Source organism: Massilia sp. BGA-UO-ETr-WB1 (assembly GCF_059567845.1).
Window position 1 is genome coordinate 133,585 of the sequence record NZ_JCAQOT010000024.1, and the last position, 18,074, is coordinate 151,658.

At 66.4% G+C, this 18,074-nt stretch carries 16 protein-coding genes and 1 tRNA gene; 13 read left to right on the forward strand and 4 right to left on the reverse strand.

What is annotated here, in order from left to right:
• Positions 1 to 882: an N-acetylmuramic acid 6-phosphate etherase gene (locus AC56DV_RS13695; protein WP_496314833.1), complete on the reverse strand. Its 882-nt coding sequence runs from the start codon at positions 880 to 882 to the stop codon at positions 1 to 3.
• Between the two features lie 116 nt (positions 883 to 998).
• A complete protein-coding gene (locus AC56DV_RS13700; RefSeq protein WP_496314834.1) occupies positions 999 to 1,742 on the reverse strand; it encodes a GntR family transcriptional regulator in 744 nt (247 codons plus the stop codon).
• Positions 1,743 to 1,922: 180 nt separating this feature from the next.
• Between AC56DV_RS13700 and AC56DV_RS13705 the strand changes: the two genes are divergently transcribed.
• The 12 genes from AC56DV_RS13705 to AC56DV_RS13760 all read left to right on the forward strand — a co-directional run bounded on the left by AC56DV_RS13705 (position 1,923) and on the right by AC56DV_RS13760 (position 16,092).
• Positions 1,923 to 3,323, forward strand: a complete 1,401-nt coding sequence (locus tag AC56DV_RS13705) for a serine hydrolase domain-containing protein (RefSeq protein ID WP_496314835.1) — start codon at positions 1,923 to 1,925, stop codon at positions 3,321 to 3,323.
• A 111-nt stretch (positions 3,324 to 3,434) separates the two neighbouring features.
• Entirely contained in the window at positions 3,435 to 4,703 is a 1,269-nt protein-coding gene (locus tag AC56DV_RS13710) for a D-amino acid dehydrogenase (RefSeq protein WP_496314836.1), read from the forward strand.
• Between the two features lie 50 nt (positions 4,704 to 4,753).
• Entirely contained in the window at positions 4,754 to 5,173 is a 420-nt protein-coding gene (locus AC56DV_RS13715; RefSeq protein ID WP_496314837.1) for a YchJ family protein, read from the forward strand.
• Positions 5,174 to 5,218: 45 nt separating this feature from the next.
• The gene (locus AC56DV_RS13720) at positions 5,219 to 6,841 is read left to right on the forward strand and encodes a carboxyl transferase domain-containing protein (RefSeq protein ID WP_496314838.1); all 1,623 of its coding nucleotides are present in this window, start codon (positions 5,219 to 5,221) and stop codon (positions 6,839 to 6,841) included.
• Between the two features lie 12 nt (positions 6,842 to 6,853).
• On the forward strand, positions 6,854 to 7,639 hold the full coding sequence (locus tag AC56DV_RS13725) for an enoyl-CoA hydratase/isomerase family protein (RefSeq protein ID WP_496314839.1): 786 nt from the start codon (positions 6,854 to 6,856) through the stop codon (positions 7,637 to 7,639).
• 10 nt (positions 7,640 to 7,649) lie between these two features.
• Complete coding sequence (bioA, locus tag AC56DV_RS13730; RefSeq protein WP_496314840.1) at positions 7,650 to 8,987, forward strand: adenosylmethionine--8-amino-7-oxononanoate transaminase; 1,338 nt, start codon at positions 7,650 to 7,652, stop codon at positions 8,985 to 8,987.
• Complete coding sequence (gene bioF, locus AC56DV_RS13735) at positions 8,987 to 10,183, forward strand: 8-amino-7-oxononanoate synthase (RefSeq protein WP_496315629.1); 1,197 nt, start codon at positions 8,987 to 8,989, stop codon at positions 10,181 to 10,183. Before bioA ends, bioF begins: the two co-directional genes overlap by 1 nt.
• Before the next feature lie 136 nt (positions 10,184 to 10,319).
• Positions 10,320 to 11,039, forward strand: coding sequence for a dethiobiotin synthase (gene bioD, locus AC56DV_RS13740; protein WP_496315630.1), 720 nt, complete (start codon positions 10,320 to 10,322; stop codon positions 11,037 to 11,039).
• Positions 11,040 to 11,052: 13 nt separating this feature from the next.
• The gene (gene bioB, locus AC56DV_RS13745; protein WP_496314841.1) at positions 11,053 to 12,096 is read left to right on the forward strand and encodes a biotin synthase BioB; all 1,044 of its coding nucleotides are present in this window, start codon (positions 11,053 to 11,055) and stop codon (positions 12,094 to 12,096) included.
• Positions 12,097 to 12,165: 69 nt separating this feature from the next.
• Positions 12,166 to 14,220, forward strand: a complete 2,055-nt coding sequence (locus AC56DV_RS13750; protein WP_496314842.1) for an acetyl/propionyl/methylcrotonyl-CoA carboxylase subunit alpha — start codon at positions 12,166 to 12,168, stop codon at positions 14,218 to 14,220.
• 13 nt (positions 14,221 to 14,233) lie between these two features.
• Entirely contained in the window at positions 14,234 to 15,166 is a 933-nt protein-coding gene (locus AC56DV_RS13755; RefSeq protein WP_496314843.1) for a 2-hydroxyacid dehydrogenase, read from the forward strand.
• Positions 15,167 to 15,180: 14 nt separating this feature from the next.
• Positions 15,181 to 16,092 (forward strand): hydroxymethylglutaryl-CoA lyase, encoded by a 912-nt coding sequence (locus tag AC56DV_RS13760; protein WP_496314844.1) that lies wholly within the window; start codon positions 15,181 to 15,183, stop codon positions 16,090 to 16,092.
• Positions 16,093 to 16,149: 57 nt separating this feature from the next.
• On the opposite strand, the gene AC56DV_RS13765 is transcribed toward AC56DV_RS13760, so the two are convergent.
• Positions 16,150 to 16,226, reverse strand: a tRNA-Pro gene (locus AC56DV_RS13765).
• A 120-nt stretch (positions 16,227 to 16,346) separates the two neighbouring features.
• Here AC56DV_RS13765 and AC56DV_RS13770 point away from each other — a divergent pair.
• Positions 16,347 to 17,030, forward strand: coding sequence for a hypothetical protein (locus AC56DV_RS13770; RefSeq protein ID WP_496314845.1), 684 nt, complete (start codon positions 16,347 to 16,349; stop codon positions 17,028 to 17,030).
• A gap of 21 nt (positions 17,031 to 17,051) precedes the next feature.
• Here AC56DV_RS13770 and rsmI read toward each other — a convergent pair whose 3' ends face one another.
• Positions 17,052 to 17,966, reverse strand: a complete 915-nt coding sequence (gene rsmI, locus AC56DV_RS13775; RefSeq protein WP_496314846.1) for a 16S rRNA (cytidine(1402)-2'-O)-methyltransferase — start codon at positions 17,964 to 17,966, stop codon at positions 17,052 to 17,054.
• Between the last annotated feature and the right edge of the window lie 108 nt (positions 17,967 to 18,074).

The following is an 18,074-nucleotide window of genomic DNA, read 5'->3' on the forward strand; positions in this document are numbered from 1 at the left end:
TTATTTTGCCAGCGCCGCCCTCACACTGCCGTGCGCCACTTCCAGCGCGGCGCGCGCCTGGGCTACGGTCTGCCGGTTGAGCAGCGCGACGATGGCGACCTTGACGTGGAAGTTGCACTGCTCCAGCGTGGCGCGGGCGGCGGCTTCCTCCACGCCGGTGGCGTGCATGGTCAGGCGCACGGAGCGCTGCACCAGCTTGGCGTTAGTGGGCTTCAAGTCTACCATCAGGTTGCCATAGACTTTGTGCAAACGCACCATCAGCGCGCTGGAGATGGTATTCAGTGCGATCTTTTGCGAAGTGCCCGCCTTCAGGCGCGTGCTGCCGGAAATGACTTCCTCGCCGGTGTCCAGTGTGATGCCGATTTCGGCTTCCAGCGCGACCGGGGCGTCGGCGTTGTTGGCCAGGCCCACGGTCAGCGCGCCGGCCTGGCGGGCCGCGTGCAGCGCGCCCAGCACGTAGGGCGTGCCGCCCGAGGCCGCCAGCAGGAAGACCACGTCGTTGGGGCCGGGCGCCAGCGCCAGCAGGTCGGCGGCGCCTTGTTCGCGGTCGTCCTCGGCGCCTTCCACGGCCTGGAACATGGCGCCGTTGCCGCCGGCCAGCAGGGCCAGCGCGCGTTCGTTGGGCCAGGAGAAGGTGGGATTGAGTTCCACACTGTCGAGCACGCCGAGCCGGCCCGAAGTGCCGGCGCCGGCGTAGATCAGGCGTCCGCCGGCCTGCATGCGCGGCACGGCAGCGGCGACGGCGGCGGCGATGCGCGGCGCGGCCGCCTGCACGGCGCGCACGGCGTTGAACTGGTCGTCGATGAAGGCGGACACCAGCTCGATGTCCAGGTATTGGTCCAGCAGCGCGTGTTGCTGGCTAGGTGTTTCGGTTTTTAACATCGTCATCTGTCAGTAGTGATACGATCAGACCAGTGTAATACCAAAACAGCGCCTGCGCTGCATGCCCCACCCATGAAAGCTCGATGCGCGGGCATGCGTAAAAGTTATACAACGAGTTATGCCGGCGCCCGCCGCATTTCAGCGACGAAATCGTAATGGTCGCTGCGGCAATAGGAATGGGTCAGCTCCACCGCTTCGCCCGATTCCAGATAGGCGATGCGGGTAATGAACAGCACGGCCTGGCCTTCCGGCACGTCCAGCTGGCGTGCCAGTTCGCCCGAGGCGTTCATGGCGCGGATATGCTGCAGCGCGCGCGACGGCGACTTGCCGGACGCGTCCAGGAATTCATACAGGGAATCGCCGATCGCTTCCGGGCGCGGCACCACGCTTTGCGGCAGCACGCTGACCTCGTAGGCCATCACCACGTCGTCCGCCAGGCGCAGGCGCTCCAGGCGCGCCACCTTGCTGTTGGGCGAGAGGGCCAAACTCATCTGCTCGTCCGCGCTGGCGCTGACGATGGCGCGCTTCAGCCAGCGCGAGCCGGGCTTGTAGCCGCGCTGCTGCAGCTGCTCTGAAAAACTGGTGAGATTGGACAGCGGCTGTTCGATGCGCGGGGCGATATAGTTGCCGGAACCCCGGCGGCGCACCACGAGGCCCTGCTCCACCAGCTGGTCGATAGCCTTGCGGGCGGTAACGCGCGATACGTTCAACAATTCGGACAGGGTGCGTTCGGACGGCAGCGCCTGGTCGACCTGGTAGCGTCCATTGCGCACATCGTCGCTCAACTTGCGTGCAATTTGCATATACAGCGGCGAATTGTCTTTTGCATCGGCTTGAAATTCAACGCTGGTCTGGCTCATACGGTATCTCCTAAGGCTTCTAGTGTAATAGCGATGGCCAATTTGCGCTCATTTTTGGTTGCATGAAAATATACCGGCATCGCATAGCGCCAAGTTATGCGCGGATGAAACGATTTCATTAGGCGCGGCCAAAGCCGCCCCGTATGCTTATTCCAACAACAACACGACAGGGATCAGGCAATGAAACTGGGCATGCGCGCACTGCTGGGATGGGCATTGATGGGCGGCGGACTGATGCAGGCGATGGCAGCGGCCCCGGCCGCGCCGGCGGCCCCTCCAGCCCCCGCTGCAGCAGCGGCCGCGCAGCTGGACCGCGAGCTGGCCGCAGTCGTCAACGACCCGCAGCATCCGCTGACCGGCCTGTCGGTGCTGGCCATCCGCGACGGAAAGGTAGCGTATCAACAACAGTTCGGCCTGCGCCGCATCGACACCACGGGCACCGGCGGCACTGCGGCGGTGACGCCCGCCACCATGTTCCGCATCGCCTCCATCTCCAAGATGATGACCACCTTCGGCCTCATGAAGCTGGTGGAGGAGGGCCGCCTCGAGCTGGACACCGACGTCACCGCCTACCTCGGCTTCCCGCTGCGCAATCCGCACTACCCGGACCGGGCCATCACGCTGCGCCACCTGCTGACCCACACCTCCTCGCTGCGCGACGACGCCGGCTACTCCTGGGGCACGGACACCAGGCTGAGCGACGTGCTTGTGCCCGGCGGCAATAAATACGGCAGCGGCGCCATGTGGGCGCAACCAATGTCGGCGCAAGGCGGCAACGCGGCGCCCGGCGCCTACTTCACCTACTGCAACCTGAACTGGGGCGTGATCGGCACCATCATGGAACGCGTCAGCGGCGAACGCTTCGACCGCCTGATGAAGCGGCTGCTGCTGGCGCCGATGGGCTTGCGCGGCGGCTACAACACCTCCGAATTCCTGCCCGCCGAAGTGGCGGACACGGCCACGCTGTACCGCAAGCGCACCACGGACACCGAGATCTGGAACCCGGCCGGCCCGTGGATCGCCCAGGTGGACAACTACGGCGTGGCGCCGCCCGCCGCCCCGGCCGGCATCGAAGGCTACGTCGTCGGCAGCAACGGCACCTTGTTCAGCCCCACCGGCGGCATGCGCATCTCGGCGCCGGACATGGGCAAGATCATGCTGATGCTGATTAACCACGGCAAGCACGAAGGCAAGCAGATCCTCAAGCCGGACACGATCCAGTTGATGTTCAGCGAACAATGGACATATAAAGAAAGCAGCGAGGGCAACAACGGCGACACCTTGCACGGCCTGTACCACAGCTGGGGCCTGGGCACGCAGCGCTTCGCCGACGCGCCCGGCAGCGGCAACCGCCTGGTGCTGGGCGGCGGCTTCAGCGCCGTGGGCCACCTGGGCGAAGCCTATGGCCTGGTGTCCACTTTCGCGCTGGACATGGCCGGGCGCAACGGCCTGGTATCGCTGATCGGCGGCTTCGGCACCGACCCGGAACAGTACCCCGGCCAGTACTCGGCGCTGGTGCGTTCCGAAGAGCTGATCCTGACGGCGCTGTACCGGCGCGCCGTGCTGGGCAAGGCGGACTAGCCTGCGCGGATTAGACATCACCCAAGGTTATGGCCTGCGCATGACGATTCATTGGAAAGAAGCGGGGCCTGACGCCACACTCTGAAACATCTTCATTAAACGGTTCTCCAGATGCAGCAGGGTACACAGCAAGACGCACAGCAGGTAGTGGTCATCGGCGGCGGCGTCGTTGGGCTGGCATCCGCCTGGTGGCTGCTGGAGGCCGGATATCGCGTCACGCTGCTGGAGCGCGCGCCCACCGTGGGCAGCGCCTCGAGCTACCGCAACGGCGGCCAGCTCAGCTACCGCTACGTGGCGCCGCTGGCGGACGCCGGCGTGCCGCTGAAAGCGCTGCAATGGCTGTTCCAGCAGGACGGCCCGCTGCGCTTCCGTCCCGAAGCCGACCTGCGCCAGTGGCGCTGGCTGGCCAGCTTCCTGGCCAACTGCAACGCCGCCAGCAACCACCGCACCACCGCCAAGCTGCTGGAGCTGGGCGAGCTGAGCCGCAACGCCATGGCCCAGCTGGAACTGGCGCTGCCGCTGTCCGAGTTCGACTGGCGCGACGCCGGCAAGCTGGTGGTGTACCGTTCCCAAAAGATTTTCGACGCCGCCGTGGCGCGGCCCGACGCGGAAGGCAGCCGCCAGGTGCTGACGGCGGCCGACACCGCGCGCGTGGAACCGGCGCTGGCCGAACTCAGTCCGCAACTGGCGGGCGGCATCTACAACAAGGGAGAGGCGGTGGCCGACTGCCACGCGTTCTGCCTGGCGCTGGAACAGCGCCTGCGCGCGCATCCGCGCTTCCAGGGCGTGATCCATGCCGAAGCGCGCGGCATCTTCGCCGAAAATGGCCGCATCTCCGCGATCGACACCAGCGAAGGCTGGATTTCGGCGGACCAGTTCGTGCTGGCCGCCGGCATCCAGAGCCGCGACCTGGCCGCCAGCGCCGGCATCTACCTGCCGATCTACCCGCTGAAAGGCTACAGCCTGACCGCGCCGATCCGGGAACAGGACTGCGCGCCGGAAATCAGCGTCACCGACTTCGAGCGCAAAGTGCTGTACGCGCGCATCGGCGGCAGCCTGCGCATCGCCGCCATGGTGGACATGGTGGGCGAAGACACCAGCCTGGACGCGGACCGCGTGGCCGGCCTGAAGCGCCTGGCGCGCGCCGCCATGCCGACCGCGGCCGACTACAGCCGCGCCGAAGCCTGGGCCGGCCTGCGTCCGGCCACGCCGAACAGCTCGCCCATCATCGGCGCCACGCGCTATCCGAATTTGTGGCTCAACGTGGGCCACGGCCCGCTCGGCTTCACCTTCGCCTGCGGCACCGCCGCCCTGCTGGCCGACCTGATGCGCGGCAAATCCACCCCCTTCGCCCTCGACGGCCTGACACTCGCCGCCTGACATCGGCCCCAAGACGTACCGCAGTAGCCGTTATGGCGGATAATTGCGGGATGTCCAAGTCCAAATCTCCAGCAGCCTGCCCCTGCGGCGGGCCGTCGTTCGCCACCTGCTGCGGCCCCTACATTGAGGGCGCGGCCCTGCCGCCCACGGCGGAGGCGCTGATGCGCTCGCGCTACAGTGCCTACAGCCTGGGCATTGAGCCTTATCTGCAAGCCACCTGGCACGCCAGCACCCGCCCGCAGGAACCCATCATCAGCAGCGATGAAAAATTGCAATGGCTGGGACTTGAGGTAAAATCTTCTTTACGTTTACGTCAACGTAAAGCAGACAACGAGGATTTTGTTGAATTTGTGGCACGCTTTCGCGTCAACGGACGCGGCCAGCGCCTGCACGAAGTCAGCCGCTTTCTGCGCGAGCCCTCCCCCGAGGGCCTGCGCTGGTTTTACGTAGACGGTACTTTCCCCGAATAGACAGCACGCGCCGGAGACAGCGCGATCAGAACAAGAGGAACCCGAATGCCGCACATCGAAAGCAAACTCAATCCGCGCAGCGAAGACTTCAAGTCCAACGCGGCGGCCATGCAAGCCCTGGTCGATGACCTGCGCGACAAGGTGGCCAGGATCGCCCAGGGCGGCGGCGAGGCGGCCAGCGCCAAGCACGTGGCGCGCGGCAAACTGCTGCCGCGCGACCGCGTGCAGATGCTGCTCGATCCCGGCACGCCCTTCCTCGAATTCTCGCAAATGGCCGCCTACGGCATGTACCAGGACGCCAAGGGCGTCGATGCGGCGCCGGCTGCCGGCATCATCACCGGCATCGGCCGCGTGTCCGGCCAGGAGTGCGTCATCGTGTGCAACGACGCCACCGTCAAAGGCGGCACTTACTACCCGGTCACGGTGAAGAAGCACCTGCGCGCGCAGGAGATCGCCGACCAGAACAACCTGCCGTGCATTTACCTGGTGGACTCGGGCGGCGCCAACCTGCCCAACCAGGACGACGTGTTCCCCGACCGCGACCATTTCGGCCGCATCTTCTACAACCAGGCCAATATGTCGGCCAAGGGCATCCCGCAGATCGCGGTGGTGATGGGTTCCTGCACCGCCGGCGGCGCCTATGTGCCGGCCATGAGCGACGAGTCCATCATCGTCAAGGAACAGGGCACCATCTTCCTCGGCGGCCCGCCGCTGGTGAAGGCCGCCACCGGCGAGGTGGTGACGGCGGAAGACCTGGGCGGCGGCGACGTGCACACGCGCCTGTCCGGCGTGGCCGACCACCTGGCGCAGAACGACTTGCACGCGCTGTCGCTGGCGCGCACCATCGTCTCCAACCTGAACCGCACCAAGCCGCAGCAGATGGCACTGCGCGAGTCCGTGGAGCCGAAATATCCGCCCCAGGAACTGTACGGCGTGATCCCGGTCGACACCCGCAAGCCGTTCGATATCCGCGAAGTGATCGCGCGCATCGTGGACGGCAGCGACTTCGATGAATTCAAGGCGCGCTACGGCGCCACGCTGGTGTGCGGCTTCGCCCATATCTACGGCATGAAGGTCGGCATCATCGCCAACAACGGCATCCTGTTCTCCGAGTCCGCGCTGAAGGGCGCGCACTTCATCGAGCTGTGCGCGCAGCGCAAGATACCGCTGGTGTTCCTGCAGAATATCACCGGCTTCATGGTGGGCCGCAAGTACGAAAACGAAGGCATCGCCCGCAACGGCGCCAAGATGGTGACGGCAGTGGCCACCGCCGCCGTGCCGAAGTTCACCGTCATCATCGGCGGCAGTTTCGGCGCCGGCAACTACGGCATGTGCGGCCGCGCCTACTCGCCGCGCTTCATGTGGATGTGGCCGAACGCGCGCATCTCGGTGATGGGCGGCGACCAGGCCGCGTCCGTGCTGGCCACCGTCAAGCGCGACGGCATCGAAGCCAAGGGCGGCCAGTGGAGCGCCGACGAGGAAGCGGCCTTCAAGCAGCCGATCAAGGACCAGTACGAGCACCAGGGCCACCCCTACTACGCCACCGCGCGCCTGTGGGACGACGGCGTGATCGATCCGGCCGACACCCGCATGGTGCTGGGCCTGGGCCTGTCCGCCGCGCTCAATGCGGAAATCCCGGACACCAAGTTCGGCGTATTCCGCATGTAAGGGGGAACATATATGACTTACGAAACCCTGGAAGTGACAATCGCGGGTAAACTGGCGACCGTTACACTGAACCGCCCGGACGTGCGCAACGCGTTCAACGAGAAGACCATCAACGAGCTGGCCCTGGCTTTCGATGAGCTGGGCCGCAACGAGCTGGTACACGCGGTCGTGCTGGCCGCCAATGGCGCCGCATTCTGCGCCGGCGGCGATTTGAACTGGATGAAAGCAATGGCGGGCTACACGCACGCCGAGAACAATGCAGACGCCATGCAGCTGGCGCAAATGCTGCGCACCATCTACCTGTGCCCGAAGCCCGTGGTGGCCAAGGTGCACGGCGACTGCTACGCGGGCGGCATGGGCCTGGTGGCCGCATGCGACGTGGTGGTGGCGGCCGATGTGGCCAACTTCTGCCTGAGCGAAGTGAAGCTGGGACTGATCCCGGCCACCATTTCACCTTATGTGATCAAAGCCATGGGCGAGCAGGCTGCGCGCCGCTACTTCCTGACCGCCGAGCGCTTTGGCGCGGCGGAAGCCTACCGCATCGGTTTCGCCCACGAGGTGGTGCCGGCGGAGGCGATCGACGCGAAAGTCGCGGAGATCGTCAAGGCGCTGCTGGGTAACAGCCCGAACGCGGTGAAGGAAGCCAAGACGCTGGTGCGCGACGTGACCGGACAGCCGGTCAGCGACGCGCTGCTGGCCGATACGGCGCTGCGCATCGCGCACATCCGCGCATCGGAGCAGGGCCGCGAAGGCGTCGCTTCCTTCCTGGAGAAGCGCAAGCCGGCGTGGCTAAACTAATGGAGTATGTTTGGAATCGAATTTACAAAATGATTGGGTAGCACGCAGCCTGCGCAGTGTATGGCATCCGTGCACCCAGATGCAGCACCATGAGACTGTGCCGCTGATACCTGTGAAGCACGGCCGTGGCGCGTGGCTGTACGACCATGAAGGCCGCCGCTACCTGGACGCGATCAGCTCCTGGTGGGTGAACCTGTTCGGCCATGCCAACCCGCGCATCAACGCCGCGCTGAAGGAGCAGCTGGACACGCTGGAACACGCCATGCTGGCCGGCTTCACGCACGAACCGGTGATCGAGCTGTCCGAGCGGCTGGCCGCCTTGACGGGCCACAACCTGGGCCACGCGTTCTACGCATCGGACGGCGCCTCCGCCGTCGAAATCGCTTTGAAGATGAGCTTCCACTCCTGGCGCAACAAGGGCCAGTCCGAGAAGCAGGAATTCGTCTGCCTCAAGGGCAGCTACCACGGCGAAACCATCGGCGCCCTGGCCGTGACCGACGTGGCGCTGTTCAAGGATGCCTACGGCCCGCTGCTGCGCGCCACGCAGACGGTGATGTCGCCGGACGCGCGCCAGGCTGCCGAAGGCGATACCGCGCAAGACGTTGCCCGCCGCGCCGCCGCCGACGTGGAGCGGCTGTTCAATGAGCGCGGCGACAAGATCGCCGCCATCATCATCGAGCCGCTGGTGCAATGCGCCACCGGCATGGCGATGCACGACCCGCTCTACCTGCAACTGGTGCGCGCGCTGTGCGACCGGCATTCCGTGCACCTGATCCTGGACGAAATCGCGGTCGGCTGCGGCCGCACCGGCACCTTCTTCGCCTGCGAACAGGCCGGCATCTGGCCGGACTTCCTGTGCCTGTCGAAAGGCATCAGCGGCGGCTACCTGCCCTTGTCGCTGGTGTTGTCGCGCGACGAGATCTACCAGGCCTTCTACAGCGCCGACGTGACGCGCGGCTTCTTGCACTCGCATTCGTACACTGGCAACCCGCTGGCTTGCCGCGCCGCGCTGGCCACGCTGGACATCTTCGAGCAGGACAACGTGCTGGAAGCGAACAAGCTGCGCGCGGCGCGCCTGACGAAAGCGCTGGAGCCGCTGGCGAACCACGAACGCATCAAGAACACCCGCCACCAGGGCATGATCTGGGCCTTCGACGCCATCGATGCCGGCCCCACCTTCTCGCGCCGCTACTTCGCCGAAGCCACGCGCCAGGAACTGCTGCTGCGCCCCATCGGCCCCACCATCTACCTGATGCCGCCGTACATTCTCGACGACGAGGAAATCGACGGCCTGGCCGCCCGCACGCTGTCCGTGTTCGAAGCAACGCTGGCCGGAGGGGGGGCATGATGGAACTGCTGAACAAACTCCAGTCCCAGCTCAACGTGCTGGAAGAACGCAGCCTGATACGCAAGCGCCGCACCGTCGATTCGGCCACCGGTCCGCGCCTGACGGTGGACGGTCGCGAAGTGCTGTGCTTCAGCAGCAACGACTACCTGAGCCTGGCCAGCCATCCGCGCGTGATGGCGGCGCTGCAGGAGGGCGTGGCACTATACGGCGCCGGCAGCGGCGCATCGCACCTGATCAGCGGCCATAGCCGCGCGCACGCGCAGCTGGAGGAACGTCTGGCCGAATTCGTGGGGCCGTACATCGAGTCGCCGCGCGCGCTGTACTTCTGCACCGGCTACATGGCCAACCTGGGCGTGCTGACCGGCCTGGCGGCGGGCGACAAGGACACCGAGTTCTTCTCCGAGTCGCTGAACCACGCCTCGCTGATCGACGGCGCGCGCCTGTCGCGCACCAGCATCAAGGTGTACGGCCATGCGGACGTGGCAGCGCTGGCCGGCCTGCTGGCCGCCAGCACCGCCGCCAACAAGATCGTCGTCACCGATTCCGTGTTCAGCATGGACGGCGACCTGGCGCCGCTGCCGGAACTGCTGGCGCTGTGCGAACAGCATGGCGCCTGGCTGGTGGTGGATGACGCGCACGGTTTCGGCACGCTGGGCGAAAACGGACGCGGCGCACTGGAGCATTTCAACCTGCGCTCGCCCTACCTGGTCTACATGGGCACGCTGGGCAAAGCCGCCGGCGTGGGCGGCGCGTTCGTCGCCGCGCACGAAGTGGTGATCGAAACGCTGATCCAGAAAGCCCGCCCCTACATCTTCACCACCGCCGCGCCGCCCGCGCTGGCGCACGCGCTGCTGACCAGCATCGACATCATCGCCGGCGAAGAGGGCCGCGCGCGCCGCGCCAATGTGCAAAGCCTGGTGAAACAGCTGCGCGCAGGCCTGAAGCTGCAGCGCTGGCAGCACATGCCGTCCGACACGGCGGTGCAACCCATCATCATCGGCGAGAACCCGGAAACCATGCGCGCGGCGGCGGCCCTGTATGCACAAGGCCTGTGGGTAGGCGGCATCCGCCCGCCCACGGTCCCGCAAGGCACCTCGCGCCTGCGCGTCACACTGGCCGCAGGCCACACCGCAGCCGAAGTGGATCAGCTTATCGCAGCACTGAACGCATTGGAAAGGACCAGCCATGCGCCCTGAAAATTCGACCATCGCGCCCACCGCCGACGCGCCGGACGTGATCGTGGCCGCGCCCGACGCGGATCTTGCCGTCGGCGTGGCCACCCCCGCCGCAGCTGCGGCCGCGCCGCAAGCCAGCCCATCGCCGGCGCCGGCCATGGCCGGCTTGCCGCCGCGCTTCGCCTGCTTCGTCACCGGCACCGACACTGAAATCGGCAAGACCCTCACTTCCTCGGCGCTGCTGCACGCGCTGGTGAAGCAGCGCGTGCGCGCCTGCGGCATGAAGCCGGTGGCGGCCGGCGCCGAACTGCGCGACGGCGAGCTGCATAACGACGATGCCGACCAGCTGACCGCCGCCGGCAACGTCACCATGCTGCAATCGCTGACCACGCCCTACATGCTGACGGAGCCGGCCGCGCCGCACATCGCCGCCGCCATGGAAGGCGTGACCATCGACGCGGTGCCCATCCTGGCCGCCTACCTGGAGATCGCCGCCGCCACCGACGCGGTGGTGGTGGAAGGCGTGGGCGGCTTCCGCGTGCCGCTGAACGACAGCTTCGACACCGCCGACCTGGCGCAGCAGCTGGACCTGCCGGTGATCCTGGTAGTGGGCCTGCGGCTGGGCTGCATCAATCACGCGCTGCTGACGGTGGAAGCCATCGAAGCGCGCGGCCTGACACTGGTGGGCTGGGTGGCCAACGAGCTGCAAACCGAGATGAATTTCGCCGACGAGAACGTGGCCGCACTGGAGCAGCGCATTGCCGCGCCGCTGCTGGGCCGCATTCCGCGCCTGGAACAGCCGACTGCCGCAGCGGCAGCCGCGCACCTGGATTTTACGGGCCTGCCGAACTGGCCTGCCCGCCGCAACAATACCTGAACGTGAAGGAAACATGATGTCCCTGCAAGAACCAAAGACCGTAGAACTGCACCGCCCAAGCCCTGCCATCAAGCTGCCGGAAGCGGCCACCTGGCCGCTGGACGACGTGATGGCGCTGTTCGAGCTGCCGTTCAATGAGCTGATGTTCCGCGCCCAGGAAACCCACCGCGCCAACTTCCCGGCGGGCGACGTGGAACTGGCCACGCTGCTGTCGATCAAGACCGGCGGCTGCGAGGAAGACTGCAGCTACTGCCCGCAGGCCGCGCGCTACGACACCGGCGTGGAAGCCAAGAAGATCCTCGGCATCGACACCGTGCTGGAAGCGGCGCGCCAGGCCAAGGAAAACGGCGCCACCCGCTTCTGCATGGGCGCGGCATGGCGCAGCCCGAAGGAGCGCGACATGGACAAGGTTGAGGAAATGGTGCGCGAAGTGAAGGCGCTGGGCCTGGAAACCTGCGCCACGCTGGGCATGCTGGAAGAGCAGCAGGCAGAACGCCTGAAGGCCGCCGGCCTGGACTACTACAACCACAACCTGGACACCGCGCCCGAGTTCTACAACAACGTGATCTCCACCCGCGAATACCAGGACCGCCTGGACACGCTGGGCCACGTGCGCAACGCCGGCCTGAAGGTCTGCTGCGGCGGCATCGTCGGCATGGGCGAAACGCGCTTGCAGCGCGCCGGCCTGATCGCGCAGCTGGCTAACCTGAACCCGTACCCGGAATCGGTGCCGGTGAACCACCTGGTGCAGGTGGAAGGCACGCCGCTGCACGGCATGGACCCGCTGGACCCGTTCGAATTCGTGCGCACCATCGCCGTGGCCCGCATCACCATGCCGAAAGCGCGCGTGCGCCTGTCCGCAGGCCGCCGCCAGATGGGCGAAGCGGTGCAGGCCATGTGCTTCCTGGCCGGCGCCAATTCGATCTTCTACGGCGACAAGCTGCTCACCACCGACAACCCGGAAGCGAACGACGACCGCGCGCTGCTGGCCAAGCTGGGCTTGACGACCCGCGCCAACACGCTGGAATCGGTGCAGAAGGAAAGCTGCGCCTGCTGATTCCCAGCCGCTGCAGCAGCAATCGAACTCAAAAAATCTAAAGCCACGAGCTGAATAGAGAGAGACCACATGTTCAAGAAAATCCTGATTGCCAACCGTGGTGAAATTGCCTGCCGCGTCGCCGCTACCGCGCGCCGCCTGGGCATCAAGACTGTCGCTGTCTATTCGGAAGCGGATGCCAACGCCAAGCACGTCGCCGTGTGCGACGAAGCGGTGCTGATCGGCCCCGCCGCCGCCAAGGAAAGCTATCTGCGCGGCGACAAGATCATCGCCGTGGCGAAAGCCACCGGCGCGCAGGCCATCCACCCCGGCTACGGCTTCCTGTCCGAGAACGCCGAGTTCGCGGACGCATGCGCCGAAGCGGGCCTGGTGTTCATTGGCCCGCCGGCTTCGGCGATGCGCGCGATGGGCTCCAAGTCCGCCGCCAAGTCGCTGATGGAAAAGGCCGCCGTGCCGCTGGTTCCCGGCTACCACGGCGACAATCAGGATGCCGATTTCCTGAACCGGGAAGCCGACCGCATCGGCTACCCCGTGCTGCTGAAAGCTTCCGCCGGCGGCGGCGGCAAAGGCATGCGCGTGGTTGAAAATTCCGAAGCATTCAAGGAGGCGCTGGCTTCCTGCAAACGCGAAGCGATCAGCTCCTTCGGCGACGACAAGGTGCTGGCCGAGAAATACCTGCAGCGCCCGCGCCACATCGAAATCCAGGTGTTCGCGGACACGCTGGGCAACTGCATCTACCTGTTCGAGCGCGACTGCTCGGTGCAGCGCCGCCACCAGAAAGTGCTGGAGGAAGCGCCGGCCCCGAACATGACCGGCGAACGCCGCGCCGCCATGGGCGAAGCGGCGGTTGCCGCCGCCAAGGCCGTGGGCTACGTGGGCGCCGGCACGGTGGAGTTCATCGCCAACCAGGACGGTTCGTTCTACTTCATGGAGATGAACACCCGCCTGCAGGTGGAGCACCCGGTGACCGAAATGATCACCGGCACCGACCTGGTGGAATGGCAGCTGCGCGTTGCCGCAGGCGAGCCGCTGCCGAAGAAACAGGACGAGCTGCGCATCCACGGCCACGCCATCGAAGCGCGCATCTACGCCGAAAACCCGGAGAAGGGCTTCCTGCCGTCGATCGGCACCTTGCGCCACCTGGAGACGCCCGGCGCCGTCAACTTCGAACTGGGCGGTATACCAGGCCACCCGTCCGGCGTGCGCATCGATTCCGGCGTGCGCGAAGGCGACGCCATTTCGCCGTTCTACGACCCGATGATCGCCAAGCTGATCGTCTGGGGCGCCGACCGCAAGCAGGCGCTGGCCCGCATGTCGCAGGCGCTGGCGCAGTACCAGATCGTGGGCCTGGCGGCCAACATCGCCTTCCTGAAACGCCTGGTGGAAGGCGAAGCCTTCGCCACGGCCGACCTGGACACCGGCCTGATTGAACGCAACCACGACGCGCTGTTCCCGGCCGCGCAACCGGCAGCCGAAGGCGCGCTGGCGCTGGCCGCCGTGGCGCTGATCGAAGCGGAGAAGGACGCATCGGCCGCGCAGTCCGGCGCCAATGCGGCCGACCCGTGGGGGCAGGCGCTGGGCTGGCGCATGAACAACGCCTACACGCGCAGCCTGTCCTTCACGGACGACTACGCGGCGGCGCTGCCGTCCAGGGCCTACAACGTGCAGATCACCTACCGCGACGCGGACTGGGTGTTCAACCTGCCGGGCTGCGCCGAGGCGCAGCCCGAGCGCCTCAGCCTGATGTCGCAGCAGGGCACGGACTTCAGCATCAAGCTGGGCGACACCGCCTGGCACGGCAGCGTGCGCCGCGACGGGGATATGTTCCACGTCTTCACCGGCGGCGCGCACTACGCGCTGGCCTACAACGACCCGATGGCGCACGCCGGCGAGGCCGAAGCCGATGGCGGCCGCCTGACCGCGCCGATGCCGGGCAAGGTGGTGGCGGTGCTTGCCGAAAAGGGCAAGCAAGTGAAGAAGGGCGACGCGCTGGTCATCATGGAAGCGATGAAGATGGAGCACACCATCTCCGCGCCGCACGACGGCCTGGTGGAAGACGTGCTGTATGCTGTTGGCGACCAGGTTGCCGACGGCGCTCCGCTGCTGGCATTCAAGGCCGCCTGAGAAGGAGACCGGCATGCGAATTTTGCTGCACAGGGCCGACGGCCAGACCGAGCCCTGGATCAAGGACTTCGCGCGGCACCTGCCGGAGGCGGAAGTGGTGGTGTGGCGGGCGGATGAAGCGCTGCCGCCCTGCGACTACGCGGTCACCTGGGCGCCGCCGGAAGCCATGCTGCGCAACCTGGCCGAAGTCAAGGCTGTGTTCCTGACCGGCGCCGGCGCCGACGGCATTTTGAAGTTCGATGCGCGGCTTCCGCACAACGTGCCCATCGTGCGCCTCGGCGACGCCGGCATGGGCGTGCAGATGGCAGAGTACGTGACGCACGCGGTGCTGCGCTACTACCGCCGTTTCGACGAGTACGAAGCGCAGGCGCGCGCAGGGCAGTGGACGCCGCTGCCGCAGCACAACCGCGAAGACTTCTCGGTGGGCGTGCTGGGCATGGGCGTGCTGGGCGCGCGCGTGCTGCAGGCGCTGAAGGAATTCGGATTCCCGCTGCGCGCCTGGAGCCGCAGCGCCAGGACCATGGACGGCGTGCAGTGCTTCCACGGCGCCGATGGCCTGGACACCTTCCTGCGCGGCGCGCGCGTGGCCGTGTGCCTGCTGCCGCTGACGCAGGACACCGCCAACATCCTCAACCGCACCAATATGTGCAAGCTGCCGCAAGGCGCCTACCTGGTCAACGTGGGGCGCGGCGCGCACCTGGCCGAGCCGGACCTGCTCACGCTGGTGAAGTCCGGCCATATCGCGGCGGCCACGCTGGACGTGTTCCGCAACGAGCCGCTGCCGGTGCAGCACCCGTTCTGGCAGGAGCCGCGCATCACCATCACGCCGCACATTTCGGCGCTGACGCTGCGGCGCGAAAGCGTGCAGCAGATCGCCGGCAAGATCCGCCAGATGGAGCGCGGCGAGCCGGTGGCCGACGTCATCAACCGCCTGCATGGATACTGAACAAGGGAACCAACATGAACGCACTGCCCAAGCAAGTCAAAATCGTTGAAGTCGGCCCGCGCGACGGCCTGCAGAACGAGAAGGAAACCATCTCGGCCGAGGTGAAGACCGAGCTGGTGAACCGCCTCACCAGCGCCGGCTTCGCCAATATCGAAGCGGCGTCCTTCGTGTCGCCCAAGTGGGTGCCGCAGATGGCCACCAGCAAGGAAGTGATGGCCGCCATCGCGCGCAAGCCGGGCACCATCTATTCCGCGCTCACGCCCAACATGCAGGGCTTCGAAGCGGCGCTGGCGGCCAAAGCGGACGAGGTGGTGATCTTCGGCTCGGCCTCGGAAGCGTTCTCGCAAAAGAACATCAACTGTTCCATCGCCGAATCGATCGCGCGCTTCGTCGACGTGGCCAAGGCTGCCAAGGACAACGGCCTGCGCCTGCGCGGTTCGATCAGCTGCTCGTTCGGCTGCCCGTACCAGGGCGATGTGCCGCTGGACGCGGTGGCGGACGTGGTGGGCCGCATGCGCGACCTGGGCTGCGACGAAATCGACATCGCCGACACCATCGGCGTGGCCACGCCGCGCAAGACGCAGGCGGTCATGGAAACGGCCATCGGCGCGTTCCGCCTGGACGGGCTGTCCGGCCACTTCCACGACACCTACGGCCAGGCGCTGGCCAACATCTACGCCAGCCTGGAGCTGGGCATCTCGATCTTCCATTCGTCGGTATCGGGCCTGGGCGGCTGCCCGTACGCCAAGGGCGCCACCGGCAACGTGGCCACGGAAGACGTGCTGTACATGATGAACGGCCTGGGCATCCACACCGGCATCGACCTCGACATCGTGGTGGACGCGGGCCAGTACATCTCGCAAGTGCTGGGCCGCAAAGGCGCCAGCCGCGCCGGCAACGCCATCGCAGCGAAACGCGCAGGCTGAGGGGGCCGGAATAGAAAAAACCCGCTTGATGTTGCCATCAAGCGGGTTTTTAAATTTTGGTCGGAGTACAAGGATTCGAACCTTGGACCCCCTGGTCCCAAACCAGGTGCGCTACCGGGCTGCGCTACACTCCGAAGAAGCAAGATAATACAAGCTGGGTTTTCTTCGGTCAAGGGCAGGAACGAAAAAACTTCAGAAATGCAGGTTTTTCTTCAATATGGGACACTGGCTGCATACTAATTAAGCAAAACATCATGCACCTGCACACTTCCTACGCAGTGGAGCGGTATGGTTCGCCGGCCAGCAGGCCGGGCGGCATTGCCATCGGCGTGGCGATTTCCATCGTGCTGCATGCGATCTTGCTGTATCAGTCCCGTTTCGGCTTGACGCCGCCGGCGCCCGCGCTGCCGCAGCAGGAAACCATCACGGTCTGGCTGCGCCCGGCGCCTGTCGCGCCGCCCGTCCTGCAGCCACTGCCGCCGCCGCGCGTGCCGCTGACGGTGCAAGCCGAACCGCCGCCGCCGAAAAAGGACATCCGCAAGGAACGCACGCCGCGCAAACCAGCGCCGGCAACTCCCACGGACGTCACGCCGGCGCCGGCAAGCGAAGCGCCGGGCATGACTTGGGTCGCCCCTGCTCCTGCGGCCGCATCGGCGCCGGCCGATCCGTTCGCAGAGCCGGCACAGGCCGAGGCGGCGCCAAAGTTCGATATGGATGCGGCGCGGCGCTCGGCGCGCAAAGTGGCGAACGAGCGCGATCCTGCCAAGGCGGGAACGGCGGTGGGTCAGTTTCCTGAAAAGCCGCTGGCCAGCGAGACGCCGCTGGCGCGCAAGATGTCGCGGGCGGCGCGCGCCGACTGCAAGGACGGCATCCCGGGCGGCTTGCTGGCGCCGCTATTGCTGGCCATGGACAAGAAGGACCACGGCTGCAAATGGTAGCGGCGTTGGCAAGTTCCGCGCTCAGGCGTCGCCGGCGCCGGCTTTCATCTGCAAGGCGCGCTCGTACAGCGCGTTTTTCTTGCGGCCGGTGATTTGCGCGGTAAGCGCGGCTGCCTGTTTGACGGGCAGCTCGGCCACCAGCAGGGCCAGGATGCGCTCGGCTTCGGCGTCCTGCGCATCCTCCGCTTCGGCCGCGCCTTCCACCAGCACCACGTATTCGCCCTTTTCGCGGTGCGCGTCCGCGCCCAGCCAGGCCACGGCCTCGGACAGCGGGCAGCGGTGGATTTCCTCGAACAGCTTGGTCAGCTCGCGCGCGAACACCACCTGGCGCGTGGGCTCGAACGCCGCCGCCAGCGCCGCCGCGCATTCGACGATGCGGTGCGGTGCTTCATAGAACACCATGGTGGCGGTGACGTTGCGCAATTGCAGCAGCGTGGTTTCGCGCTGCTTGGCCTTGGACGGCAGGAAGCCGATGAAGTGGAACTGGTCATTCAGCAGGCCGCTGGCGGAGATGGCCGTCACGGCCGCCGACGCGCCGGGCAGCGGCACCACGCGCAGGCCGGCCGCGCGCACCGCGTCGACGATGCGCGCGCCGGGGTCGGATACGGCGGGCGTGCCGGCATCCGACACCAGGGCGATGCGTTCACCCGCCTGCAGGCGCGCGATCAGCGTTTCGGCCGCTTCGCGCTCGTTGTGCTGGTGGGCGGCGATCAGCGGCTTGTGCAGGCCGAAGCGGGTCAGCAGCTGGGCGGTGTTGCGGGTGTCCTCGCAGGCCACCGCATCCACAAGGCTCAAAACATGCAACGCCCTAAGACTTATATCAGTGACATTACCGATCGGGGTCGCCACTACGTACAATGTTGCGATAGGATAGGTCTGGTTGGCTGTCTCGCCCAGTACGGGCAGGGTGGCGATGCTGGTTGCTTGGTCTGTCATGGAGGTTGGATGCTGCCTATAAGAGTGAAAATGCTGCTGTTGTGCCTGGCAGCCGGTCTGACCAGCGCTTGCAGCACGCCTTGCGACGCGCCGGGCAAATTGTGCGCG